The following is a 24,462-nucleotide window of genomic DNA, read 5'->3' as shown; positions in this document are numbered from 1 at the left end:
CCCATCTCCCGGCAGCGACACGCCAACACCTAACGCCTACAAGCGATTTCGTGGCAGCGACACCGGCATCAACTCACTTCTTAAACACTCCCTAGGTCGCGATTATTTTTGCCCTGATGTCCGAGTTCACCGGGACCGCCTGGGAACGCAGGAAGATCGAGGCGATGAGCCGCATTCAGCGCGTCGCGCTGGATCTGTTCGATGCGCACAGCTAGGTCAGAAAGGTGGTCAGGCCGAAGAGCACGCCCACGGCCACCGCGATGCCCGCCGCCGACCGTAATGCGCAGGGTGGAGCCGACCACTGCACCGAGGGCCAGCACCAGCACCGCGGTCGCCACGGGCAAGCCGGTGGCCTCGGCGCGTTGCATATCGGTGGTCTCGATGTCGATGAGATCGGGCTGTGCGAACCCGGTGACCGTGACCTCGACGCCCGAATCCGAAGCGGCAGCCAATTCGGACTTCAGCTGTCGGGCGATCGCGACGCGCTCCGGTGTTTCGCCATGGACGCCGACAATGCCGAAGGCGGCGTGCCGGTCGGCCGAGACCTGGGCGGCGGCATTGCCTTCGAACGGGCCGATCGCACCTGCCACAGCGGCGGCGGCACGGGTGGTGCCCAGCGCCTGATCGATCACCGTGCGGAACTCCGGCGTGTCGACGGTGCGCTGCTCGGAATGGAAGACGATGAGGTCCTGTTCGGTGCCGAAGCGCGCGAAGTGTTCGGCGACAAGACGATCGACGGTCAACGATTCGGATCCGGGGACCGAATAATCGGGCGTGCCGAGACGGTCGTGGAGTGCCGGATAGGCCGATCCGCAGGCGATCGCGAAGAGCAGCCAGGCGCCGAGCACGAAGTGACTGTCAGAAGGGCGCGGGTGCTGACGGCAGCGCGAAATGACCCAACCCCTGATGGGGCTGGGTCACCGGAAGTTTATGGCCGGATAGGCGGCTGAAATCAGCTGGCGGTCGCAGGCGCCCAGTACGCGGTCGCGGCAGCGGAGCGTTTTCGCATGGCCGCGAAGCTGTGCCGGGCGGGGCTGATCAAAGCGGTGAACCACGAGCGGCGGTGCTCGGCGAGCGCGGCCGCGACGGCGGGGTGCTTGATGCAGTGCATGCCCCCCGCCTTACCCAGGCGGTGGCGACCCACCTGGTTGATTTTGGTGCCCAATGATGTTCCTTTGCTTGCTGGTACTGGCCTGGATCGCCACGGCGAAGATTAGTCGAACGAAAGTGTTCGGCACAGTATTTTGCACGAGTAATTGCCTCGGCGTGTCGGAAAGTTGTGGTCCGGGGGCGGGAATCGACCGGAAATGTTGCGAGATGGTCTCGGCCTAGTCACGGATCGGGCAAATGGTGTTTCAGACGGTGGAATGCGCGGCATGAGTGGGTATTCCAGCTGATTGGGTGGATTGCGCGCACAGGGGGTTGCGTTCGGCGCGACATCGCGGATGCGAGACTGGTCGAATGTTGCGGATCGGCCTCACCGGAGGCATGGGAGCGGGCAAGTCGACGGTGGCGCGGATTCTCGCCGAGCTCGGCGCGGTGATCGTCGATTCCGATGTGATCGCCAGGGAGGTCGTCGAGCCGGGTACCGAGGGCCTCACGGCGTTGGCGGCGGCGTTCGGCCCAGACATCCTCGCTGTCGACGGCAGCCTGGACCGGCCGGCGCTGGCGGCCAAGGCATTCGGAAACGACGACGCTCGCGCGACGTTGAATTCCATTGTCCATCCATTGGTCGGTAAACGAACGACGGAATTGATTTCCGCCGCGCCAGCGGATGCGATTCTCGTTCAAGATATTCCACTTCTGGTGGAAAACGGTCTCGCGCCGCTGATGAATCTCGTATTGATCGTCGATGTGCCCGCGGAAACTCGGATACGGCGATTGGTGGAATTCCGGGACGTTTCCGAAACGGATGCACGGGCGCGTATTTCGGCGCAGGCCACCGATGAACAGCGCCACGCCGTCGCGGATGTGCTGTTGGACAATAGCGGTGAACCGGGGGCCATCGATCCGGTTGTCCGGCAGTTGTGGACGCAACGGTTGGTGCCGTTCGAGGAGAACCTGCGCACCGCGACACCGGCGCGGCGCAAGGAGTTGCGCGTCGTGCCCGCGAATCCGGAGTGGGCGGCGCAGGCGCAGCGGCTCATCGCCCGGCTGTGGGTGGCGTGTGGTCCGGCGGCATCGCGAATCGACCACATCGGCTCGACCGCGGTGCCGGGATTGCCCGCCAAGGATGTGATCGATGTGCAGATCACCGTCGCGGATCTGGCAGCCGCCGACGGGCTGCGAGATGCGTTGGGGGCGGCCGGTTTTCCGGTTCGGCCCGATGTCACCCGCGACAACCCGAAGCCGACCGCGGCGGATCCGGCGGGCAGCGATACGGCCCTGTGGGCCAAGCGGTTTCACCAGAGTGCCGATCCGGGGCGGTTGGCGAATGTACACATCCGGGTGGCGGGCTCGCCGGGGCAGGAGTTCGCATTGCTGTTCCGGGACTGGCTGATTGCCGATGCGGCGGTGCGCGCGGAGTATCTGGAGGTCAAGCGCGAGGGGGAGGCCAAGGCGGCTGGGCTGACCGGCGAGGCGGCGACACTGGCGTATCTGGATGTGAAGGAACCATGGTTCGACGCTGCCTACCCGCGGGCAGCGGCCTGGCGCGACAGCGTCGAACGCTGAGCGGCGGTATTACAGCCAGGTCAGGGTGATGTCCAGGGTGGCGAGCCAGCGGTCGAGCGAGTAGCCGTTGGCGGCGATGCCATCGATCGCGATGGACGCGTGCTCGATGGCGGCCTGGGCTTCGCGGAGGGTGATGAATCCCGCGGTGTGCGCGGCGAGTAACTCGTCCACGTCGAGCAGTTCGATCCCGCGCCCCGAGCGCACCACGATATCGAGGTAGTGGTCCACCGACTTCCACTTCTTCGGAACGACCCGGGTGAATTGCCCGATATCGAGGTAGTAGTCCTGATCGCGCTGATGCGCGGGGTGATAGTGGAAGATCGTCACCCGAATGGAAAGCCCGGGCAGCAGCCACGATTCGATGTAATGGAACTGTGGATGATCCGAGGTCCGCGCCATGTACAGGCCCCACGGCTCGGTCCGGTAGCGCTCGACCGGCCGGACGAAGCCCTTCGGGTCCGTGTTGGTCAGGTCCGCGAGATTGAAGTACTCGACCTTGGGCCTGTGCACGTCCACTGATGGTGCCTGTGTCATGCAAATAGAATCTACCGCCGCTGCCGCGCCGTCGAGTGGTACGGCAGCGGTTGGGCAGATCGTCCGGTGGATCGGCTACATCCAGGTCAGTGTGATCTCCTTGGTGGCAAGCCAGGGCTCGACCTCGTGTCCGTGCGCGGCCAGGCCCTCCATCGCCTTGGTCGCCCGGTCCAGCGCGTGATGCGCATGCGTCGTGTCGATCAGACCGGCCGAATGGGCGGCCAGCAGATCGTCGACCCCGCGCAATTCGGCCGCGCGGGAGTGGCGCACCGCGATCTCGAGGTACTGGTCCATCGACTTCCAGCGCTTGGGCTCGATCCGGGTGTACTCGCCGATATGCAGGCAATAGTCCAGGTCGCGGTGATGTCCGGGCTGGTAGTGCACGATCGTCACGCGCAACCAGAGTTCGGGCAGCAGCCAGGTCTCCATGTATTGGATCCGTGGACCGCCGACGGTGCGTGCCACGTACAGGCCCCACGGCTCGACGTGCACGCGGTCGATCGGGCGCACGAACCCCTTGGGATCGGTCATAGTCAGCTCGGCGATATTGAAATGTTCGATCTTCGGTCTTAGCTGAGTGGTAGTCATCGGCGATCCCGGTGCGGCGGCGGTGGTGGTTGGCTGGATCAGGGGCGCGACCCCCCGAAAGTCACGCGCAACGTAACCGGCGATACCGGTCACAGCGGGCGCGGCGGCAAGCAATGGAATCAGAGCGCTCATTGGCCTCATCCTCATGTCCGACAACCAAATCAGGCTACACCTGCTGCGGCTGGTTCGCCGATGCCGAGAAAACGCCGAATCTCGTTGCGGCAACGGACATTAAAGTCCGTTTACCTGCCCTATAGGACAGATAACAGATTGCGCATCAGCCCTGGGGCGGGATGATGCTTCAGATCGCGAAAGGATACGCCGATCGTAATCCGGTGACGAGCCCGTCGGCGGCGGATCCGCCGGGCCGCAGAATCTGTCGGTGCCTGCGCCTAGGCTGGTGACCATGGCATTCGCAACCGAAATCCCGGCGGAAGGCTACGAGGACCGGGGCACCCCGCTGGCGCATTCGGAGTTCCGGCCGGTCGGGGAGATCGAGCGGGCCGACGGGCAGTTCCAGGTGGTCAGCGAACATCGGCCGGCCGGTGATCAGCCCGCGGCCATCGCTGAACTCGAGCGTCGCATCAATGCGGGCGAGCGTGACGTGGTGTTGCTCGGCGCGACCGGCACCGGTAAATCGGCCACCACCGCCTGGCTGATCGAGCGGCTGCAGCGGCCGACGCTGGTGATGGCGCCGAATAAAACCCTCGCCGCACAGCTGGCCAACGAGCTGCGAGAGATGTTGCCCAACAACGCCGTCGAGTACTTCGTCTCGTACTACGACTACTACCAGCCCGAGGCCTACATCGCGCAGACCGACACCTATATCGAGAAGGACAGCTCGATCAACGACGATGTCGAGCGGCTGCGGCATTCGGCAACATCGAGTCTGCTGTCGCGTCGCGATGTCGTAGTGGTCGCGTCGGTGTCGTGCATCTACGGCCTCGGTACACCGCAGTCGTATCTGGATCGGTCGGTGCAGCTGGATGTCGGCACCGAAATCGATCGCGACGCATTCCTGCGGCTGCTGGTCGACGTGCAATACACCCGCAACGACATGTCCTTCACCCGCGGTTCGTTCCGGGTGCGTGGTGACACCGTCGAGATCATCCCGTCCTACGAGGAACTCGCGGTGCGCATCGAGTTCTTCGGCGACGAGATCGAGGCGCTCTACTACCTGCATCCACTCACCGGCGATGTGGTGCGGCAGGTCGATACCGTCCGGATCTTCCCTGCCACACACTACGTCGCGGGTCCGGACCGGATGGAGCGTGCGGTTCGCGATATCGAAGCCGAACTCGAGCAGCGGCTGGCCGAGCTCGATCGCCAGGGCAAATTGCTGGAGGCGCAGCGGCTGCGTATGCGCACGCAGTACGACCTGGAGATGATCCGCCAGGTCGGATTCTGCTCGGGCATCGAGAACTATTCGCGCCATATCGACGGGCGTGCGCCGGGGTCCGCACCTGCCACGCTGCTTGACTACTTCCCGGAGGACTTCCTGCTCGTCATCGACGAGTCGCATGTCACCGTTCCGCAGATCGGCGGCATGTACGAGGGCGATATGTCACGCAAGCGCAATCTCGTCGAGTACGGGTTCCGGCTGCCGTCGGCGATCGATAACCGGCCGCTCACCTGGGAGGAGTTCGCCGAGCGGATCGGGCAGGCGGTCTATCTGTCGGCAACGCCAGGACCGTACGAACTCGGTCAGGCCGGCGGCGAGGTGGTCGAGCAGGTGATCCGGCCGACGGGTCTGGTCGATCCGCAGGTCGTCGTCAAGCCGACCAAGGGCCAGATCGATGATCTGGTGCACGAGATCCGGCTGCGGACCGAGCGTGACGAACGGGTGCTCGTCACCACGCTGACCAAGAAGATGGCCGAAGACCTCACCGACTATCTGCTCGGGCTCGGTGTCCGGGTGCGGTATCTGCATTCGGAGATCGATACGTTGCGTCGGGTCGAGCTGCTGCGACAGCTGCGACTGGGCGAGTACGACGTGCTGGTCGGCATCAACCTGCTCCGCGAAGGTCTCGACCTGCCCGAGGTGTCGTTGGTCGCGATTCTGGACGCGGATAAGGAGGGCTTCCTGCGCAGCAGCACCAGCCTCATCCAGACCATCGGACGCGCGGCGCGCAATGTCTCCGGTGAAGTGCACATGTACGCGGACAAGATCACCGACTCGATGCAGCACGCGATCGAGGAGACCGATCGCCGCCGGGCCAAGCAGGTCGCCTACAACGAAGCGATGGGCCTCGATCCGCAGCCGCTGCGCAAGAAGATCGCCGACATCCTGGATCAGGTGTATCAGGAGGCCGACGACAGCGAGGTGGCCGTCGGCGGCTCCGGCCGCAATGCCAGCCGCGGCCGTCGCGCCCAGGGCGAGCCAGGGCGGGCTGTCAGCGCGGGGGTGTACGAGGGCCGCGACGTCAAGTCGATGCCGCGGGCCGAATTGGCCGATCTGGTCAAGGAACTCACCGCGCAGATGATGAATGCGGCCCGCGAGCTGCAGTTCGAATTGGCCGGTCGGTTGCGGGACGAAATCGCGGATCTGAAGAAGGAACTGCGCGGGATGGATGCCGCGGGGTTGAGTTGAGCGGCGGCGTCTTTCGACGCCGCCGGACTCGGCATGGCTCAGCTCTGGGTGGCCATCCATTCGTTCACGCGGCGCTCGGCCTCTTCGCGCGAGACATTCTCTACCTTGGTCATCACCGCCCAGCGGTGCCCGAAGGGGTCCAGGACCACGCCGAAGCGGTCGCCGGTGACGAATGTCTGCGGCTCCTCCGCACTGCGGGCGCCGTTTTCGATGGCCCGCTTGACGACCGCGTCGACATCGGGGCAGTAGTGCACGATCGAGGTGTGCACCCATTCGCCATTGGGAGCCAGGACATTGTTGTCCGGAATGGGCATGCCCAGTTGCAGGGTCGAGTCGCCGATCTTCAGTTCGGCGTGTGCGGGCTGGCCGTCGGGGAGATCGTTGCGGCTGATCACCTCGGCCTCGAAGACGTTGGTATAGAACTCGATTGCCTTATTGCCGTCGGGGACGGCCAGGAAGCAGGTGATGGAGTGGTAGCCGTCGGCGATGGGGTTGACGGTGTTCGCTGTTTCGCTCATGCCGATAAGCCTCGTCGAGCGCGGCGAAGTGGTCTTGTAAGAAAGCGACAGCCGTGACCGGCGCAGCCGACGGGCCGGTTCCGGTGCCCGCGCTCGACAATGTGAAGGGCATTCTGCATCCCGACGAGCAGGCCAGACATCGCTCGTTGGCGCGGTTGTCGGCCGGGCCGGAGGTCGGGCGGTTCGTCGAGTGGTATTGGTCGGTGCGCTGGGATCTGACCGGTCGACCGCCGTACTACGCCGAAGTGCTGCCGTTTCCGTGCGTGAACGTCACCTTCGAACGCACCGAAACCCGCACCGGCGGTTTCGTCAACGGCGTCTGCACCACGAAGTTCGTCCGGGAACTCAGCGGCGCGGGGGAGACGTTCGGCGCACGTTTTCGCGCCGGTGGATTCGGTGCGTTCACCGGATTGGATGTCGGTGTGTTCCGGGACACCGCCGTGCCCCTCACAGACGTGCTGCCCGAGGCGGCGGGCTTGGCCGACCGCGTATTGGCTGAATCCTCGGATATCAAGCGCCGCAGCATAATCGAGGATTTCCTGATCGGCCGAAAGGCCGCGACGGATCCCAACTACCGGCTGGTGCTGCGCATCGTCGACGCCATGGCACAGGACCAAGAACTGACCAGGGTCGATCAGGTCACCGATCGGTTCGATATCCCGATCCGCACATTACAGCGGATGTTCCGGCGCTATGTCGGCGCCGGACCGAAATGGGTGCTGCGTCGATACCGGCTCCAGGACGGCGCAGATCTACTCGCGCGTGGACGCATCGAAGATCTGGCCGCACTTGCCACCGAGTTGGGTTATTTCGATCAAGCGCATTTCTCGCGTGAGTTCACCGCGGAAGTCGGAATGGCTCCACTGGAATACGCCAAGAATTCGCTACGCTCCCGTAACGAGGTGACTTCGAAGGTCGTCCCGACCAGAATGTAGTTTGCAGGATCGCTCGCGTTCGACCCATTCGAGCACAGATCGGAATCGGCCCTCCACATCGGTGAATGAGGAGTTCGTGATGGATGTCTTGGTCTTGATAGGGCGAGTACTTTTCGTGGTGTTGTTCTTCAGTTCCGCGTTCGGGCATTTCACGCAGACCGACGCGATGACCGATTATGCGCGGAGTCGCGGCCTGCCGCAGCCGCGGGTCGCGGTGCTGGCCGGTGGCGTCGTTCTCGCGGTGGGCGGCCTCAGCGTGCTGCTCGGCGTATGGGCCGACCTCGGGGCGCTGCTGCTGGTGATCATGCTGGTGCCGACCGCATTCCTGATGCACCAGTTCTGGAAGGAGACCGATCCGCAGGCTCAACAGGGCGAGATGATCCATTTCAACAAGGATCTCGCGCTGGCCGGCGCCTCGCTGATGTTGTTCGCCTTCTTCGCGCATGTCGACGAACTCGGATTGACCATCACCGGACCGCTTTTCACCGGTCTGTAGATACGACCGGATTTGTGCCGATCGCGCCGATATTGTGAGCCGTATAGACGTCGTCGGCATTTTCGGGTCGACGGAGCTCCATCGCGGTAACTGCGGAACCGGGTGGATGGCGTCGGCCCGGTCGGGTACGTTCTTACCGGTCCCGGTCGGGCCGACATTGCCGTCGTATAGCGGCCGCGGTCGGGTAAATGTGATGAATATCCCAGGGGGACAAGAGCGTTCGCGCCGGTTGTGATGGATCACAAGTCGCGGACCCGGAAATTAGATCCGCCCAGGTCGCAAAGGTCCTGCGGCATTCGCCGGATGAACCTGTGCCGGTAAACCCAGAACACCCGAAGTGTGATGTGTTGCGATTTCTGCTATTTCCGGCCGATTTGCCGCTATGGTCGACCCCAGTCGCCGCGCTGGTGCCACGACTCCACGTGGCACCGGCGCAGGCACCCGACACCACATAGTTGGAGGAGAAAGCCGTGAGGGAGCGAAGCGAGCGAACCATGGGCGCAGCGCCACAGGCGGTCATGCCGGAGCCGAGCGCTAGCGAGGTGGAGGCATGACCGCCTACCGGACCATTGTCGTCGGTACCGATGGCTCGGACTCGTCGTACGTCGCCGTCGACAAGGCCGCTTCGCTGGCCGCGGCCGCGGGTGCGACCCTGGTCGTGGCCTGCGCGTACTACCCGACCGACGATCGCGATGTGGCCGCCGCCGCCGATGTGCTCAAGGACGAGGCCTACCAGGTGCGCGGCTCCGCGCCCACCAACGAGATCCTGCGCACCGCCCGCGACCGCGCGACCGCAGCGGGCGCCGAGGAGATCGTCGAGCGTGCGATCGTGGGTGAGCCCGTCGAATCCCTGCTCGCGCTCATCAAGGAGGTCGAGGGCGATCTGCTGGTCGTCGGTAACCGCGGCCTGAACACCCTGGCGGGCCGGTTGCTGGGTTCGGTGCCCTCGGATGTGGCGCGCAAGTCCCGCTCCGATGTGCTGATCGTGCACACCGTCAGGTAAGCAATAAAGCCGAAGCAACAGCCGCACATTCCCCAGGAATGTGCGGCTGTCGTCGTTCTCGTCAATCCAGTGCGCTGAGCACCGGTGGCAGGTCGCCGGTGTGCACCACGCCGAGTCGCTGGGTCGCTCGGGTCAGTGCCACGTACAGGTCGTTCATCCCACGCGGCGATTCGTCGAGGATCCCTTGGGGTTCCACCAGATAGACCGCGTCGAATTCCAGGCCCTTGACCTCGTGCACCGTGAGCACCCGGACGGATTCGCCCGCCAACTCGGCGAAGTCCGCGACCATCTCATGCGGTGTGATGACGGCCGTGGTACCCGGGCCCGTCTCCGCGGCTACCAATTGTGCTACCGCACTGCGCAATTCGCTCGCATCGACGGCATGGGCGCGGGGCCGCACAGCCGTCTCCCGCACCGACCGCGGCACCGACGCGGCCGGATCGATCTCGGCGAGCACATCCGCCGCGACCGCCATGATCTCCGCCGGTGTCCGGTAGTTGACGGTCAACTCGGTGAGCTTCCACCGTTGTGCCACATAGGGTTCCAGCATCCGCTGCCAGGACGAGGCGCCCGCCGGATCGCCGGTCTGCGCGACATCGCCGACCACCGTGACCCACCGATTCGGTATGCGGCGCATCACCATTCGCCAGGCCATCTCCGAAAGTTCCTGCGCCTCATCGACGATCACATGGCCGTAGGTCCAATTGCGGTCACCCGCGGCGCGTTCCGCGGTGGTCTGCCGATTGCGCACATCCTGACGTTCGGCCAGCTGGCCGGCGTCGATCAGGTCGTAGGCCATCAGGATCTCCGGATCGAGGTCGTCCTCGAGGTCCTGTGGCGCGGAACCGGTCAGGATGTCGAGCGCGTCCTGCGCCTCGGCCAATTGGGCCCGCCAGCGACGGCGGGCGCGTTCGCGTTCCTCGGTGTCGTCGATGCCGAGCAGTTCGGCCAGTTCGTCGAGCAGTGGCGCGTCCGGCGCGCTGAACTCGCCGTTGTCCGAGCGCGCGAGTTCGGCTCGGTCGGCCGGATCCAGACTGCTCGCGGCCCGGTCGAGTCGCTTCGGATCGGCCAGCAGATCCGCGAGCACCTCCTGCGGCGACAGGATCGGCCAGAGCTTGCCGATGGCCGTCTGGATCTCCGGATCGGCCCGCATCTCGTCCCGGATCTCGGCGAGATCGGTTCGGCTGAGCAGACTTTCCTTACCCGCCCCGTCGGCTGCGCCTCCTGCCATCCCCCGGTAGCCGCCGGACAGATCCGCGCCCATGGTCTGGGCCAGTTGTTCGGTGAGCGCGTCGATGACCGAGGAAGCGAAGATCGGCCGGGCCAGATTGTGCGGACGCCGCGAGGAGCGGGCGCGACCGCGCGCCTTGGTGGCGATCTTGCGATCGAGTGTGACCGGGTAGCCGTCGAAGGCGAGGCGGACGGGTTCGGAGGGCACCTCTTGACGGTCGCGCACCGCCTGCTTGAGCACCTCCAGCATGGCCAGCGAGCCCTTGACCTCTCCGGCGCGCAGCGAATCCTCGCGGGTGGCCTTCACTCCCGGATACAGATCGCCAATGGTGGACAGCAGCACGCCGGTCTCACCGAGCGATGGCAGCACCTGACCGATGTAGTCGAGGAAGGTGGCGTTCGGACCGATGATCAGCACACCGCTCTTGGCCAATTGCTGACGGTAGGTGTAGAGCAGATACGCCGCGCGGTGCAGTGCGACGGCGGTCTTGCCGGTGCCCGGACCGCCCTGGACCACCAGCACGCTCTTGTGCTCGGAGCGAATGATCGCGTCCTGCTCGCTCTGGATGGTCTCGACGATGTCGTTCATATGGCCGGTGCGCGCGGCATTGAGCGCCGAGAGCAGCGCACTCTCGCTGCCGACCCCGCCCTCGCCATCGGTCACACCGGCAGTCCGAGCGGCGTCGAGGTCCAGATATTCGTCATTGATGGCCGTGACCCGCCGATTGCGGGACCGGATATGTCGGCGCCGGATCACCCCGTCCGGGGTGGCAGTCGTCGCGAGATAGAACGGACGGGCCAGCGGCGCGCGCCAATCCAGCAGCAGCGTCTCGTAATCGTCCTTCTCGTCGAGGATGCCGAGCCTGCCGATGTAGCGGTATTCGCCTTCTAGCTCGTCGTCGAGGTCGATGCGGCCGAAACACAGGCCGTGTTCGGCGGCGTCGTATTTGGCGAGATCCTCGGAATAGAGCTGGCTGAAGGATTCGCGTTCGGTGCGCGCCTGCGGGGTGCCACCGGTTTCCAGCAGCACGGTGCGCAGCCGTTTCGTGGCGTATTCGCGCATATCGTCGAGTCGTTCATAGAGCACGGACACGTAGGCCTGCTCCAGGTCGATATCGCGGTTCCGCTCGGGTGTGCCGTCGTGCGCGGCACGATCCTGAGTGAGGCGGTCGGGCAAACTGAACTCCTTGTCACCGCGATGAGCCGGTGCACACGCAGGTCACGGTGCACGCGAACGCCATTGAAAACAGAGTTTTCGAGTCTACTGCCGGTTCGGCGGGCTCGCTGTAACCGCAGGTAGCGGGTCCGTGGCCTGGACCGGCGTGAAATGTTGGACGACGGGGAACGGTTCGTAGAAGTGATGCAGCAGTTGCTTCCAGCGCTGATATCCGGCGGACCCGCGGAAGCCATCAACATGGTCGCTCAACTGTTCCCATCCCACCAGCAGCAAATAAGTGCCGGGCGCCTCGACGCACCGTGACAGCGATAGCGACCGGAAGCCCGGCATACTCTCGATGATCGGCCTGGCCTCGGCGAATGCCGCCTCGAAGGCCGCCGACTCGGCGGGGCGGACGGGCAACAGCGCGTGTTCGATGATCATGGAACCCTCAGGAAGCGTGCGTGTTATTCGGTCTGCGGCCCAGGCTGGTGCTTTCCCGATGGCCGGTCGGCTTGGCGCGGTACATCGCCAGATCGGCGTCGTGCAGCACCGCCTCGGGCGTGCGGTTGTCGCCCTCTGCGAGTTCGGTCACGCCGATCGAGGCGTTCACCTCGATCCGGTGCCCGCGCGCGATGATCGGCTCGGCCATGGTCGAGCGCAGCCGCTCGACCAGCGAGTCGAGATCGACGCGTCGGGTGCGGCCGGACAGCAGCACCAGGAATTCGTCGCCGCCGAGCCGGCCGACCAGATCGGTGCCGCGCAGTGCGTGCTGCAACCGCTGGGCCACGATCTGCAGCACGGTATCGCCGATCGCGTGGCCGAGGGTGTCGTTGATCGCCTTGAAGCCGTCGAGGTCGATGAACAGCACGGTCGAGACAGGCAGATCCTCGCTGACGGCCAGCGCATTGGCGAGCTGGGACAGAATCAGTGAGCGATTGGCCAGCCCGGTCAGCGAGTCGTGCGTGGCCTGGAACTCCAATTGCCTTCGACTGGCCCGGAATTCGGTGATATCAGCAAAGGAGGACACCGCGGGTGAATCGGGATCGCCGGGATTGAGCAGCCGCGAACTGCCGGAGAGCCAGCGGCGCTGACCATCGTGACGGTCGACGCCGAAGATGTATCTGGTGATCGTTTCGCCGGTCGCCAGGGTGCGTGCGACCGGATGCCGGCTCGGCGGCAGCGGCTGGGCGTTGGCGTCGAGCAGGATCAGCGGCAGTTCGTCGATGGTTGCGCCGACGAGTTCACCGGTGCGTTCGTCGGTGCCGAAGATCCGCACGGCCGCGGGATTGGCCGATTCGATGCGGCCGTTCCGGTCGATCACCACCACACCCTCCTCCAACTGCGAGACCACCGTGGTGAAGTGCTGTTCGGCCCGGCGCTGCGCGGCCTCGGCGGCGCGCTGGGCGGTGAGATCGTGGATGACCACCTGATAGGCGAGGTGGTCGTGCCATGCGGTGAGCACCGAAACCGTCTCGACCGGGACGATCTTGCCGTCTACCCGGATCAGCTCCATTTCGGTGGGATCGGAGGCGGCGCCCGCCGTGGTCAGCTGGCTGATGCGATCCACCATGCCGGGCACCGAATCGGGATGGACGAACCGGGTCAGCGGTTGGCCGATCACCTCGTCGGCGCTGTCGGCGGCCAGCATGCGGGCGGTGGCCTGATTGGCGTAGACGACGGTGCCGCGCTCGTGCACGACGATCCCGTCCGGGGAGTGTTCGACCAGGGACCGGTAGCGCTGAGCCAGTTGCTCGGCGTCGACGCCGACGTCGACTGCCTTGTCCTGATCCACTCCGAACCCCCGATCATCGACCCGATCATGGCCATTGGAACATGGGATTATTCTGGTCTCGACGTGTACAAGATCACATCGTCGACGCTATTGCTTCGCTCACAGTCCGGGCACTCCATCCGCCGCTATCTGGTGATCATTACAGAACCCGGATTTGTGAACATTTCTCGCGAGCCGAACGTCGCTTCGGCCCCGGGAGCCGGTGAAGGAGCGATGCCATGCCGGGTACCAACCCGAACAGTGAAAAGCACCATCAAGATCATATGACGATCGCCGGGATCGGTGCGGTCAGCGGGTACGGCTGGGGTCGGGAGACGCTCTGGCAGGGGCTGCTGAGCGGGAAATCCGCGGCCTCGCTACAACCAGGCTACGGCTTCGGCCGCGATGAGTACGCCTGGGTTTCGCTGATTCCCGATGGCGGTGATCCCATGGTGAGCACCAGCCTGTACGGGCGTGCCATGCAGGAGGCGGGCCGCGAGGCGATCGCCGACGCGTCCGCGCGCGGTTGGCGACCCGGCCGCACCGTCGGCCTGCTGCACGCCATCGTGCTCGGCGACGTCGCCAATTGGCGCGACTTCTATCTGGTCGATGAGGGGCACCGGCGCTCACGCGACTACATGCGACTACTGCCCTCCACACCGATCTCGGTGCTACAGCAGGAATTCGGCTTCCACGGGCCATCGATGAATGTCTCGGCGGCGTGCAGTTCGGCGAATGTCGCGCTGATCACCGCCGAACTCTGGCTGCGGTGCGGTGTCGCCGACGACGTGATCTGCATCGCCACCGATATGTCGGCCACCCCCGAAATGCTCGAGCACTTCGTCCGGCTCGGCGCCGCGGTCGGCGATGCCGAACCACTGGCCGCCTGCCGCCCCTTTCAGGAGGGCAGCCGCGGTTTCAGCATGGGCGAGGCGTCGGTCGCCTTCGTCCTCACGCGCTCGGTCGAGCGGCCCTATGCCGCGGTGCTCGGCGGCGGCATGACCAATGACGCCTATCACGTGGTTTCGGTCGATCCCGGGCACACCCAGATCTTCAACTGTGCGCGCCACGCGCTCGCGGACGCTGCTATCGCCCCCGCGGACGTGCGGTATTTCAACGCGCACGGCACCGGCACCCGGCAGTGCGATGTGGCCGAGCGGGATCTGCTGCGGCGGATGTTCGACGACCGGCCGCACGTCTATTCGGTCAAGCCGCTCGCCGGGCACTGCCAGGGGGCGGCGGCCGGTGTCGAGGTGGCCGCGGCGGCACTGGCCTACGACCGCGGCATCGTGCCCGCCGCACCGATCGTCGCACCCGCCTACGAGCGACTATTGGACGGTCCCACGCCCTTCGAGGGCGGGATCACGGTCAAGCTGTCGCTCGGCATGGGCGGCAATAATTCGATGGTCGTGCTCGGCCCGGTGGACTGAGCCGATCTACGGAAGCGGCACCGACCAGGACAACTTCGTGCCCGGCATGCCCTCTGTTTCGTGCATACCCGCCACCGCGGGTCCGATGGTGAACTGCCCGTCCGACTTCTCGGCCCGCTGCTCCAGATTCCGCAATCCGCTGCGGATCACGTGATTCGGGATGCCCCAGCCGTCATCGGTGACCACGATGGTCAGATCATCGGCCACACTGATCTCCACCGAGACGGTCGCCGCGCCGGAATGCCGCACCGCATTGCTCACCGCCTCGCGCACCACCGCCTCCGCGTGATCGGCCAATTCGGCCTCCAGTACCGACAGCGGTCCGGTCACCTGCACGGTGGCCCGCAGCGGCGAATCGGTGGTCTGCTGGCGCACCGCATCCTCGATCCGCTGCTGCAATTCGATACTGCCGCCATTGCCGCCGTGCAGATCGAAGATGGAGGTGCGGATCTCCTGGACCACCTCCTGCAGATCATTGATGACCGTCGAAAGATGTTGGCGCACTTCGGGTATCTCGGCGCGCGGTACCGCGCTCTGCAGGGTGAGCCCGATGGCGAACAGCCGCTGGATCACATGGTCGTGCAGGTCGCGGGCGATGCGGTCGCGGTCGGCGAGGATGTCGAGTTCGCGCATTCTGCGCTGGGTTTCGGCCAGCTGCATGGCCAGCGCGGCCTGGTCGGTGAAGGCGTTGGTCAGCTCGACGAGTTCGTCGGGGTAGGGCGGTGAGCCGATGGGACGCACGGTGACCAGCGTGCCGAGGGTGGCGTCGGGTGTGCACAGCGGCAGGATCAGCGCGGGCCCGACATCGTGCAGTGGGACGCCGAGGTCGATCCGGGCTGCATCGTCGAAGCGCAGCGGTGTGCGGCGGGTGAAGGCCTCGCCGAGTGCGGTGCCGTCGGCGTCCACGATCAGTCCGTCGAATCCGCTACCCGGACCGGACCATTGGGTAATGACGAGTTCGGAGACCGCGGCGAGTTGGAGTTGCGGTACCGCAGTGCTGGCCAGGAACGACTGATGTGAGCCGGTCAGGGTGCGCGCATGGTCGACGACGTGGGCGAGCACCAGATCGGGTTCGGTGCCCGCGAGGAATTCGGTGGCGATGTCGCGGGTGGCCTCGATCCAGGCCTGTCTGGTGCGCGCCGATTCGTAGAGCCTGGCGTTGTCGACCGCGATACCGGCCGCGGCCGCCAGCGCCTGCACGAGTACATCGTCGTCCTCGGTGAACGGCTGACCATTGGCTTTCTCGGTCAGGTAGAGACTGCCGAAGATCTCGTCGCGAATGCGCACCGGGACGCCGAGGAAGGTGTGCATCGGCGGGTGGTGTTCTGGAAACCCCACGGAGGCAGGGTGTTTCGAGAGTTCGTCGAGGCGCAGCGGTTTGGGTTGGGTGAATACCTCGCCGAGTACGCCGTGTCCGGCGGGAAGCTGGCCGATGCGCTCCCGGATGGTGTCGTCCATGCCCTCGTCGAGGAACTGGGTGACCTGCTGCTCATGTCCGCGCACGGCCAGCGCGCCGTAGCGGGCGTCGACCAGGCTGGTGGCGGTATGCACGATGGCGCGCAGCGTTTCATCGAGGTCGAGGCCGGAGGTGACGGTCAGCATCGCCTCGACCAAGCCGTCCATCCGGTCGCGTGAATCGATGATCAGCTCGACGCGTTCCCTGACCTCCGACAGCAGCTCCCGGAGCCGAAGTTGCGACAGCGTGTCGCGTACCGAATAGAGGCCGCTGCCCAGCTCTTCGGTCATGACGGCATCCTGTTCTGGCTGGCGCGTAACAGCGCCTACGCCAGTCTAGTTGGTCGATCGAGGACTTTCGGCCCTGTTCGCGGTGGCGTAGCGGTGATGGCATAGTCGCACACCGGGAATAGAAAGTAGGGATGTCCTATGAATTCGCCGTTGCGTTCGTCGGAGCTGTGGGCCACTGCCGCCGACCCCGAACTTGCCGTGACCACCCGGGGTGCGGTGCCACCCGCGGATGTGACCAGGGCGGTGCGGGGGATCGGCCGCGTACTGCGCCGGCACCACCTCGACGCAGCGGCACGGGTGCGGGTGACCGCGCCGGTGGATTCGGAAGAACCCACGTTGGTACAGGCCAACATTCGCATACACGACACCCCGACCCGCGTGCAGGTCACCGGTCCGCGCGGCTTCGCGGTGACCTTCGCGGTGGAACGGCTGGACCGTCAGATCGCCCGGCTGGCGACCAAACAGTCACGCGAGTGGCCCGATCCGGCGCGTCCGCCCCTGGCCAGGGTCACCGAGCCGCGCCCGATCGTGCGGAGGAAGCGCTGCGCGTTGCTGACCGGTACGCCCGCCGAGGCGTCGGCGGTGATGGATGCGATGGATTACGACTCATACCTGTTCATCGATGCCGAAACCGGTGAGGATGCCCTGGTGAGCTGGGCGGATCCACTCGGCATCCGGCTGACCAGGCAACGCACCACCCTGCCGCCGCAGGCTCCGGCGCAGCGGCCGCTCACGGTGAATTCCCTACCCCTGATCATGGATTCGGATCCGGCGCCGGTCCTGATCGAGGAGGCGGCGGTGACCCGGCTGTGCCGTAAGGGGCTGCCGTTCCTGTTCTTCACCGATGCCGACAGCGGCCGCGGCCGCCTGCTGTATCGCCGCTACGACGGGGATCTCACCATCGTCGTTCCGGTAGAAATCCGCTAGCTCTCACGCAGTTTGGAGGCCAGCACCGCGGCTTGGGTGCGTCGTTCCATGCCGAGTTTGGCCAAAAGCCGGGAGACGTAATTCTTGACGGTCTTCTCCGCCAGGAACATTCGTGCCGCGATTTGTCGATTGGTCAATCCCTCGCCGAGCAGTGCGAGCAGTCGGCGTTCCTGTTCGGTGAGGCCGGCCAGCGGCCCGTCTTTTTCGGTGCTGGACCGTAGCCGGGCTTTGAGTGCGGCCGCCGCGCGGTTATCCAATAGCGAACGTCCGATGCCGACCTGTTTGATCGCCGCGGCCAATTCCATGCCCTTGATGTTCTTGACGACATAGCCGCTCGCGCCCGCCAATATCGCGTCCAACATGGCATGTTCATCGGTGTAGGACGTCAGGATGAGGCAATGCAAATCGTCGATTTCGGCAAGTAGGTCGCGGCACAGTTCGATGCCGTTGCCGTCGGGAAGTCGGACGTCCAGTACAGCGACATCGGGTCGCAGGGCGTGAATGCCCGCTATGGCGTCCGCGACGTCGCCGGCCTGGCCGATCACGGTGAGTTCCGGATCGCTCTCCAGCAGGTCGACTAGGCCGCGCCGGACGATCTCGTGGTCGTCGACGAGGAACACTGTGATCACGCGACCTCCTGTGCGGTGCAGGGGATCTCGTGCGCCCCCGGCGTTTGGTCCTACCCGACAAGGTATCCCTCGGCGGGCCGCACCGGTATGCCTGGGAACGACATTTTCGAGTAATGGGGACTCGAATTTACCGACGAGCGCTATCGAAACACCGAAAGAAACCGACCGCTTGAATGGCATTGTGCGAATCGGGGTTCCGGGTATGCTGAGGCCGAAGTCATTCATAGCGGTCTTCGGTAGCGCGGCCTTGGAGGGCCCCATGCATAGTTATGTCGAACAATGACATATTCAGCGACGCTCGATTTCGGCAATATTTTCGGTACGCCGCGGAGCTGTCCCGATTGTGGTTCGCATGCTATCGGCACCTTCGTCGACCACCGGGACGCCCTGTTCCGGTGCGGAGAATGCGGCGTGCAATGGCGGTTCGCACATGGCCGCGCCATTCGAGAGCGCCCTGTGATCGATCCCCAGCCGGGACCCGAAGAAGCGTGGACGTGTCCATGAAGATCGGGCTGATCGTGCCGCCGTGAGTGCCGGCACCGGTGGCTACCTCGCCTTCGTCGGCCGGATGAATGCGGAGAACGGGTGCATCGAGCGGTCCGGACCGGCTGGCGCGCCGAAAACCGGTGATGATCACCGAGATCCGCGAACCGGAGCAGCGGCGCTACTACACTGAGCCGGTGCGTCCACTGATGGGAGCCGACAACCCCGAACCGCGCGAGGAGCCACTGGCGCCTCGGGTAGCGACGAGCCGGGCCATGCTGCCCACGCCGGTCGCTTGACGAGCCCCTGGGGTGACGGCGCCGATCCCGTGGCCCCCCGAGCGGTCGCCGGGGTCACCTTGGTCGAGGGCTCGACCTTCTGTATCAGCGAGGACGGCGGTGTCATCAGCCCGAATCGTGCCGAGGGATTGTTCGTGCGCGATACCAGGGTGCTGTCGCGGTGGCGGCTGACCGTCGACGGGTTGGCGCCGCAACCGCTCACCGTCCAGCACACCGAGCCCTACAGCGCGACGCTGCTGGCCAGGACGCCGCCGCGGCCCGGACGCGCCGACAGCACGGCACTGGTGACCGTCGCGCGCTATGTCGGCGACGGTATGCGCGATGACGTGACCGTCCGCAATCTCTCCGGTGCGGCGATCAGCTGTGTGGTGGTGCTGGAACTCGATGCCGATTTCGCCGATCTGTTCGAGGTGAAGGAGGGGCGGATCGGCGACAGCGTGGTGGTCACCAAGAGCAAGGCGACGGCGGGCACGGTCGAGATCAGCCGGACCGATCTGCCGCTCGCGGTGACGGTGACCGCCGCGGGGGCGACCGCGGTCGATCGCGAATTGCGGTGGCAGGTCGAGCTGCCTGGGCGCGGGGAATGGTCGGTGTGCATCCAGTACCAGCCGACGCTCGGCTCGGTGGTGACGCCGCGGCATCCGTGTGGGAATCCGATCTCGCACAGCGCGCCCGCATTGCGGATGCGCGAATGGTACGAGAATTCGCCGTCGGTCCAGACCGACGATCAGACACTCGCCGCGGTACTGCGCCGCGCTGTCGTCGATCTCGGCGCACTGCGCATCTTCGATCCCGGTCATCCGGAACGGGCGGTGGTCGCCGCGGGCGCGCCGTGGTTCATGGCGCTGTTCGGGCGGGACTCGCTACTCACCTCATGGATGGTGTTGCCGCTGGACCGGCGGCTGGCCGTCGGCACGCTGCAGAGTCTGGCCGGCTTGCAGGGCAGCGAGGTTCGCGCCATGACCGAGGAGGAGCCGGGAAAGATACCGCACGAGGTGCGGTTCGGACGGGCGGCGACGTCGCTGCTCGGCGGTGACACCGTGTACTACGGAACCGCTGATGCCACACCGCTTTTCGTGATGTTGCTCGGTGAGTTGCATCGCTGGGGACTGGACGTCGAGACCAGGGACGAGCTGCTGCCGCATGCGGATCGGGCGCTGGAGTGGATCGAACACTTCGGTGATGCGGACGGCGACGGATTCGTCGAGTATCAGCGCGCGGCCGAGCACGGTTTGGCGAATCAGGGGTGGAAGGACTCGTGGGACGGGGTGAACTTCGCCGACGGCAGGCTGCCCGAGGCGCCGATCGCGCTGGCCGAGGTGCAGGGATATGTGTACGCCGCGTATGTGGCGCGGGCGGCGCTCGCGGCCGATGTGGGTGATCACCCGACCGCGGATCGGTTCCGCGTCAAGGCGGCCGCATTGAAGGAAGCGTTCAACAAGGCGTTCTGGTTGCCCGAGCACGGTTGGTTCGCCATCGGTCTGGACGGGGACAAGCGGCCGATCGACGCGCTGACCTCGAATATCGGGCACTGCCTGTGGACCGGGATCATCGACGAGGACAAGGCGCGGCCGGTCGCGGATCACCTGCTGTCGCCGGAGATGTTCAGCGGGTGGGGTATCCGCACCTTGGCCACCGACATGGGTGCCTACAACCCGGTGAGCTATCACAACGGATCGGTCTGGCCGCACGACAACGCGATCTGCGCCGCCGGACTGATGCGCTACGGCTTCACCGAACATGCCAACCGTGTGATCGACGGGGTTCTCGACGCGTCGACTCGCTTCGGCTATCGACTGCCCGAGCTGTTCAGCGGTTTCGACCGCGCGGAATTCGACGCGCCGGTGCCGTATCCGACCTCCTGCTCGCCGCAGGCGTGGGCGTCGGCGGCGCCGCTGCTTTTCATGCGGAGCATGTTGCGGTTGGAGCCGGGTACCGGCTCGGCGTCGGTCGCGCCCGCGGTGCCGGATCGGTACCTGCCCCTGCGGGTGAGCGGGGTCCGGGTGGGGTCGGATGTGCTCACCGTCACCGTGGACAATGGGGGCTGGCAGCTCAGCGGATTGGCTGGAAAGCTGCGTCGATCCGACTCCTGACCTGGACCGATGACCGGGGAACCCGGCGTGCGACGAAACTTGTCGGTGGGTCGGCCTAGCATGGCGCTGGGGGTATCACGTCTGTTGGACCGACACGATCGAGAAGGGACACCTGGTGGCGGAACGCCTCACTGTGCGCGGAGCTCGGGAGCACAATCTCAAGAGCATCGATCTCGATCTGCCCCGCGACAGTCTCATCGTGTTCACCGGTCTATCCGGTTCGGGCAAATCCAGCCTCGCCTTCGACACGATCTTCGCCGAGGGGCAGCGCCGCTATGTCGAATCGCTGTCGGCCTACGCGCGCCAGTTCCTCGGGCAGATGGACAAGCCGGACGTCGACTTCATCGAGGGCCTTTCGCCTGCCGTTTCGATCGATCAGAAGTCGACCAACCGCAACCCCCGATCGACGGTCGGCACCATCACCGAGGTCTACGACTACCTGCGTCTGCTGTATGCGCGCGCCGGTACTCCGCACTGCCCGGTCTGCGGTGAGCTGATCGCCAAGCAGAGTCCGCAGCAGATCGTGGATCAGGTGCTCGCCATGGAGGAGGGCATCAAATTCCAGGTGCTCGCGCCGGTGGTGCGCACCCGCAAGGGCGAATTCGTCGATCTGTTCGACCAATTGAACAGCCAGGGCTATTCGCGCGTCCGGGTCGACGGCGTGGTGTATCCGCTCACCGATCCGCCGAAGCTGAAGAAGCAGGAGAAGCACGACGTCGAGGTCGTGGTGGACCGGCTCCAGGTGAAGCCGAGTTCCAAACAGCGCCTTACCGATTCGATCGAGACCGCGCTGCGGTTGGCCGACGGCATCGTGGTACTGGACTTCGTCGACCGCGACGAGCACGCCCACGATCGGGAGCGCCGGTTCTCCGAACGCCTGGCCTGCCCCAACGGTCACCCCCTGGATATCGAGGATCTCGAACCGCGCTCGTTCTCGTTCAACTCGCCCTACGGTGCGTGCCCGGACTGCACGGGACTCGGCATCCGTAAGGAGGTCGATCCGGAACTGGTGGTGCCCGATCCCGAATTGAGCCTGGCCGAGGGCGCGATCGCACCGTGGTCGCGCGGACAGACCGCCGAATACTTCACCCGGCTGCTGTCGGGTCTGGCCGAATCCGTCGGATTCTCCATGGATACGCCGTGGCAGGACCTGCCGCCGAAGGCACGCAAGGCGGTGCTGGAGGGCAGTTCGGATCAGGTGCACGTCTCCTACACCAACCGGTACGGCCGGAAGCGTTCGTACTACGCCGATTTCGAGGGCGTGATGCCGTTCCTGCAGCGGCGCATGGAGAGCACCGAATCCGAGCAGATGAAGGAGCATTACGACGGGTACATGCGCGATGTGCCGTGCCCGGTGTGCAACGGTGCTCGGCTGCGTCCGGAAATTCTGGCCGTCACCATCGCCTCGGGCGGTGAGAAGAAGTCCATCGCCGATGTGAGCGAATTGTCGATCGGTGATTGCTCGGCATTCCTGAACGCCTTGACGCTGGGGGAGCGGGAGACCGCCATTGCCGGGCAGGTGCTCAAGGAAGTGCAGGCGCGCCTGGGCTTCCTGTTGGATGTGGGACTGGAGTATCTGAGCCTGTCGCGAGCCGCGGCGACGCTGTCCGGTGGTGAGGCGCAGCGCATCCGGTTGGCGACCCAGATCGGATCCGGGCTGGTCGGTGTGCTGTATGTGCTCGACGAACCGTCGATCGGTCTGCACCAGCGCGACAACCGGCGGCTCATCGAAACGCTCACGCGGCTGCGGAATCTCGGTAATACGCTGATCGTGGTCGAACACGACGAGGACACCATTCGGGCCTCGGACTGGGTGGTCGATATCGGTCCGCTGGCAGGTGAGCACGGTGGTGAAGTCGTGCACAGCGGTCCTTATCAGGAACTGCTCACCGACCCGAAATCGCTGACCGGCGCATATCTTTCGGGCCGCGAGCGCATCGAGGTGCCGATGGTGCGGCGGCCGGTCAGTAAGAAGCGCCAGCTCACCGTGGTCGGTGCGAACGAGCACAACCTGCGCAATATCGATGTCAGCTTTCCGCTTGGCGTGCTCACCGCGGTCACCGGTGTTTCCGGTTCCGGTAAGTCCACGCTGGTCAACGACATTCTGGCGACCGTGCTCGCGAACAAGCTGAACGGTGCGCGGCAGGTGCCGGGCCGGCACACCCGGATCAACGGCCTCGATCATCTGGACAAGCTCGTGCAGGTGGACCAGTCGCCGATCGGCCGGACGCCACGCTCGAATCCGGCCACCTATACCGGCGTATTCGACAAGATCCGGACCCTGTTCGCGGCAACCACCGAGGCGAAGGTGCGCGGCTACCAGCCCGGCCGGTTCTCGTTCAATGTCAAGGGCGGCCGTTGCGAAGCGTGCTCGGGTGATGGCACTTTGAAGATCGAGATGAACTTCCTGCCGGATGTGTATGTCCCGTGCGAGGTCTGCCACGGCGCCCGGTACAACCGGGAGACGCTCGAGGTGCACTACAAGGGCAAGACCATTGCCGAGGTGCTCGATATGTCGATCGAGGAGGCCGCGGGGTTCTTCGAGCCGGTCACCTCGATCCACCGCTACCTCAAGACCCTGGTCGACGTCGGCTTGGGCTATGTGCGACTCGGCCAGAGTGCGCCGACCCTCTCCGGCGGTGAGGCACAGCGCGTCAAACTGGCGGCCGAACTGCAGAAGCGCTCCACCGGGCGCACCGTCTACATCCTCGACGAGCCGACCACCGGCCTGCACTTCGAGGACATCCGCAAGCTGCTGCTCGTCATCAACGGCTTGGTGGACAAGGGCAATACGGTCATCGTCATCGAACACAATCTGGACGTCATCAAGACCTCCGACTGGGTGGTCGATATGGGTCCCGAGGGTGGCTCCGGCGGCGGCACGGTCGTCGCCGAAGGCGCCCCGGAAGATGTTGCGGCAGTGGGCGACAGCTACACCGGTCAGTTCCTGAAGGAAGTCCTGGCACTGCCCGCCGCGACCGAGCCCAAGGCTCCGGCCAAGAAGGCGGCGAAGAAGGCAGCCCCAGCGAAGAAGGCGACGAACAATTCGTCGGCCACCAAGGCGACGGCGACGAAGATTCCGGCACCGAATGCTGCCGCCGCGAAGCGCGCATCGCGGAAGGCCGCCGCGCTCCGCTGATCTCTCGGCAGAGCAAGCCCGGTCAAATGGCTATAAACCTAGCGAGGGTAGTCAAATGGTTGCTCGAAACAGCACCCACAACCACCATTCGACTACCCTCGCCAAAACGCTCTAGAACGCGACCACAGCCAGTTGGCTGAGCTGGAAATTGTTGGCTGCGTGCATGAACGCGGGAGGTATGTCCGGTACGGCACTCGGCGTGCCAGCACTGCTCCGGCA

Annotated in this window: 20 protein-coding genes; 10 read left to right on the top strand and 10 right to left on the bottom strand. The window is 65.2% G+C overall.

Annotated features, from left to right (window positions below; genetic code table 11):
- Nucleotides 1-80 precede the first annotated feature (80 nt).
- Nucleotides 81-848, bottom strand: a complete 768-nt coding sequence (locus ACZ60G_RS35750) for an MMPL family transporter (protein ID WP_465815883.1) — start codon at nt 846-848, stop codon at nt 81-83.
- 104 nt (nt 849-952) lie between these two features.
- A complete protein-coding gene (locus tag ACZ60G_RS35745) occupies nt 953-1,165 on the bottom strand; it encodes a hypothetical protein (RefSeq protein WP_157124550.1) in 213 nt (70 codons plus the stop codon).
- 296 nt (nt 1,166-1,461) lie between these two features.
- Here ACZ60G_RS35745 and coaE point away from each other — a divergent pair, with 296 nt between their 5' ends.
- Nucleotides 1,462-2,673 carry a dephospho-CoA kinase gene (gene coaE / locus ACZ60G_RS35740; RefSeq protein WP_465815882.1) on the top strand — a complete coding sequence of 404 codons (1,212 nt, stop codon included), beginning with the start codon at nt 1,462-1,464 and terminating at the stop codon, nt 2,671-2,673.
- 9 nt (nt 2,674-2,682) lie between these two features.
- Here coaE and ACZ60G_RS35735 read toward each other — a convergent pair whose 3' ends face one another.
- Together ACZ60G_RS35735 and ACZ60G_RS35730 are read right to left on the bottom strand one after the other, a co-directional pair.
- Nucleotides 2,683-3,207 carry a ribonuclease FAU-1 family protein gene (locus ACZ60G_RS35735; protein WP_465815880.1) on the bottom strand — a complete coding sequence of 175 codons (525 nt, stop codon included), beginning with the start codon at nt 3,205-3,207 and terminating at the stop codon, nt 2,683-2,685.
- A 75-nt stretch (nt 3,208-3,282) separates the two neighbouring features.
- Complete coding sequence (locus ACZ60G_RS35730; protein WP_465815878.1) at nt 3,283-3,927, bottom strand: ribonuclease FAU-1 family protein; 645 nt, start codon at nt 3,925-3,927, stop codon at nt 3,283-3,285.
- A 274-nt stretch (nt 3,928-4,201) separates the two neighbouring features.
- Between ACZ60G_RS35730 and uvrB the strand changes: the two genes are divergently transcribed.
- On the top strand, nt 4,202-6,385 hold the full coding sequence (uvrB, locus tag ACZ60G_RS35725; protein ID WP_465815876.1) for an excinuclease ABC subunit UvrB: 2,184 nt from the start codon (nt 4,202-4,204) through the stop codon (nt 6,383-6,385).
- A gap of 38 nt (nt 6,386-6,423) precedes the next feature.
- On the opposite strand, the gene ACZ60G_RS35720 is transcribed toward uvrB, so the two are convergent.
- Nucleotides 6,424-6,903: a VOC family protein gene (locus tag ACZ60G_RS35720; protein ID WP_387295522.1), complete on the bottom strand. Its 480-nt coding sequence runs from the start codon at nt 6,901-6,903 to the stop codon at nt 6,424-6,426.
- A 53-nt stretch (nt 6,904-6,956) separates the two neighbouring features.
- Here ACZ60G_RS35720 and ACZ60G_RS35715 point away from each other — a divergent pair, with 53 nt between their 5' ends.
- The 3 genes from ACZ60G_RS35715 to ACZ60G_RS35705 all read left to right on the top strand — a co-directional run bounded on the left by ACZ60G_RS35715 (nt 6,957) and on the right by ACZ60G_RS35705 (nt 9,337).
- Entirely contained in the window at nt 6,957-7,838 is an 882-nt protein-coding gene (locus ACZ60G_RS35715) for a DUF6597 domain-containing transcriptional factor (RefSeq protein ID WP_465815874.1), read from the top strand.
- A 79-nt stretch (nt 7,839-7,917) separates the two neighbouring features.
- Complete coding sequence (locus tag ACZ60G_RS35710; RefSeq protein WP_387295518.1) at nt 7,918-8,334, top strand: DoxX family protein; 417 nt, start codon at nt 7,918-7,920, stop codon at nt 8,332-8,334.
- Nucleotides 8,335-8,884: 550 nt separating this feature from the next.
- Nucleotides 8,885-9,337, top strand: a complete 453-nt coding sequence (locus ACZ60G_RS35705; protein ID WP_465815871.1) for a universal stress protein — start codon at nt 8,885-8,887, stop codon at nt 9,335-9,337.
- Between the two features lie 61 nt (nt 9,338-9,398).
- On the opposite strand, the gene ACZ60G_RS35700 is transcribed toward ACZ60G_RS35705, so the two are convergent.
- The 3 genes from ACZ60G_RS35700 to ACZ60G_RS35690 all read right to left on the bottom strand — a co-directional run bounded on the left by ACZ60G_RS35700 (nt 9,399) and on the right by ACZ60G_RS35690 (nt 13,518).
- Nucleotides 9,399-11,630 carry a HelD family protein gene (locus tag ACZ60G_RS35700; RefSeq protein WP_465815895.1) on the bottom strand — a complete coding sequence of 744 codons (2,232 nt, stop codon included), beginning with the start codon at nt 11,628-11,630 and terminating at the stop codon, nt 9,399-9,401.
- 198 nt (nt 11,631-11,828) lie between these two features.
- Complete coding sequence (locus ACZ60G_RS35695) at nt 11,829-12,167, bottom strand: antibiotic biosynthesis monooxygenase family protein (RefSeq protein ID WP_465815869.1); 339 nt, start codon at nt 12,165-12,167, stop codon at nt 11,829-11,831.
- A gap of 7 nt (nt 12,168-12,174) precedes the next feature.
- Nucleotides 12,175-13,518: a diguanylate cyclase domain-containing protein gene (locus tag ACZ60G_RS35690; protein WP_465815867.1), complete on the bottom strand. Its 1,344-nt coding sequence runs from the start codon at nt 13,516-13,518 to the stop codon at nt 12,175-12,177.
- Between the two features lie 218 nt (nt 13,519-13,736).
- Here ACZ60G_RS35690 and ACZ60G_RS35685 point away from each other — a divergent pair, with 218 nt between their 5' ends.
- The gene (locus ACZ60G_RS35685; protein ID WP_465815865.1) at nt 13,737-14,927 is read left to right on the top strand and encodes a beta-ketoacyl synthase N-terminal-like domain-containing protein; all 1,191 of its coding nucleotides are present in this window, start codon (nt 13,737-13,739) and stop codon (nt 14,925-14,927) included.
- Between the two features lie 6 nt (nt 14,928-14,933).
- Here the strand turns inward: ACZ60G_RS35685 and ACZ60G_RS35680 are convergent, their stop codons facing one another.
- Nucleotides 14,934-16,673: a sensor histidine kinase gene (locus ACZ60G_RS35680; protein ID WP_465815863.1), complete on the bottom strand. Its 1,740-nt coding sequence runs from the start codon at nt 16,671-16,673 to the stop codon at nt 14,934-14,936.
- A gap of 138 nt (nt 16,674-16,811) precedes the next feature.
- Here ACZ60G_RS35680 and ACZ60G_RS35675 point away from each other — a divergent pair, with 138 nt between their 5' ends.
- Nucleotides 16,812-17,600, top strand: a complete 789-nt coding sequence (locus ACZ60G_RS35675; protein ID WP_465815861.1) for a sigma 54 modulation/S30EA ribosomal C-terminal domain-containing protein — start codon at nt 16,812-16,814, stop codon at nt 17,598-17,600.
- Here ACZ60G_RS35675 and ACZ60G_RS35670 read toward each other — a convergent pair.
- Nucleotides 17,597-18,229, bottom strand: coding sequence for a response regulator (locus ACZ60G_RS35670; protein ID WP_465815859.1), 633 nt, complete (start codon nt 18,227-18,229; stop codon nt 17,597-17,599). The two genes, ACZ60G_RS35675 and ACZ60G_RS35670, sit on opposite strands and share 4 nt — an antisense overlap.
- Before the next feature lie 572 nt (nt 18,230-18,801).
- Between ACZ60G_RS35670 and ACZ60G_RS35665 the strand changes: the two genes are divergently transcribed.
- The 3 genes from ACZ60G_RS35665 (at nt 18,802) to uvrA (ending at nt 24,243) form a co-directional block, all read left to right on the top strand.
- Nucleotides 18,802-19,011: a hypothetical protein gene (locus ACZ60G_RS35665; RefSeq protein ID WP_465815857.1), complete on the top strand. Its 210-nt coding sequence runs from the start codon at nt 18,802-18,804 to the stop codon at nt 19,009-19,011.
- Nucleotides 19,008-21,104 carry an amylo-alpha-1,6-glucosidase gene (locus ACZ60G_RS35660; RefSeq protein WP_465815855.1) on the top strand — a complete coding sequence of 699 codons (2,097 nt, stop codon included), beginning with the start codon at nt 19,008-19,010 and terminating at the stop codon, nt 21,102-21,104. Before ACZ60G_RS35665 ends, ACZ60G_RS35660 begins: the two co-directional genes overlap by 4 nt.
- Nucleotides 21,105-21,219: 115 nt before the next feature.
- The gene (gene uvrA, locus ACZ60G_RS35655) at nt 21,220-24,243 is read left to right on the top strand and encodes an excinuclease ABC subunit UvrA (protein WP_465815853.1); all 3,024 of its coding nucleotides are present in this window, start codon (nt 21,220-21,222) and stop codon (nt 24,241-24,243) included.
- The last annotated feature ends 219 nt before the right edge of the window (nt 24,244-24,462 follow it).

The sequence above is a fragment of the Nocardia sp. NPDC102475 genome, assembly GCF_055584605.1.
The sequence above is the reverse complement of the archived record's forward strand: the minus strand, read 5'-3'. Positions and strand labels throughout refer to the sequence as shown.

Excerpts from the sequence above, each read along its gene's own strand:
- coaE (WP_465815882.1), top strand. The coding sequence starts at position 1,462 with ATGTTGCGGATCGGCCTCACCGGAGGCATGGGAGCGGGCAAGTCGACG.
- ACZ60G_RS35735 (WP_465815880.1), bottom strand. The coding sequence starts at position 3,207 with ATGACACAGGCACCATCAGTGGACGTGCACAGGCCCAAGGTCGAGTAC.
- ACZ60G_RS35730 (WP_465815878.1), bottom strand. The coding sequence starts at position 3,927 with ATGAGCGCTCTGATTCCATTGCTTGCCGCCGCGCCCGCTGTGACCGGT.
- uvrB (WP_465815876.1), top strand. The coding sequence starts at position 4,202 with ATGGCATTCGCAACCGAAATCCCGGCGGAAGGCTACGAGGACCGGGGC.
- ACZ60G_RS35720 (WP_387295522.1), bottom strand. The coding sequence starts at position 6,903 with ATGAGCGAAACAGCGAACACCGTCAACCCCATCGCCGACGGCTACCAC.
- ACZ60G_RS35710 (WP_387295518.1), top strand. The coding sequence starts at position 7,918 with ATGGATGTCTTGGTCTTGATAGGGCGAGTACTTTTCGTGGTGTTGTTC.
- ACZ60G_RS35705 (WP_465815871.1), top strand. The coding sequence starts at position 8,885 with ATGACCGCCTACCGGACCATTGTCGTCGGTACCGATGGCTCGGACTCG.
- ACZ60G_RS35700 (WP_465815895.1), bottom strand. The coding sequence starts at position 11,630 with ATGCGCGAATACGCCACGAAACGGCTGCGCACCGTGCTGCTGGAAACC.
- ACZ60G_RS35695 (WP_465815869.1), bottom strand. The coding sequence starts at position 12,167 with ATGATCATCGAACACGCGCTGTTGCCCGTCCGCCCCGCCGAGTCGGCG.
- ACZ60G_RS35685 (WP_465815865.1), top strand. The coding sequence starts at position 13,737 with ATGCCGGGTACCAACCCGAACAGTGAAAAGCACCATCAAGATCATATG.
- ACZ60G_RS35680 (WP_465815863.1), bottom strand. The coding sequence starts at position 16,673 with ATGACCGAAGAGCTGGGCAGCGGCCTCTATTCGGTACGCGACACGCTG.
- ACZ60G_RS35675 (WP_465815861.1), top strand. The coding sequence starts at position 16,812 with ATGAATTCGCCGTTGCGTTCGTCGGAGCTGTGGGCCACTGCCGCCGAC.
- ACZ60G_RS35665 (WP_465815857.1), top strand. The coding sequence starts at position 18,802 with ATGCGGAGAACGGGTGCATCGAGCGGTCCGGACCGGCTGGCGCGCCGA.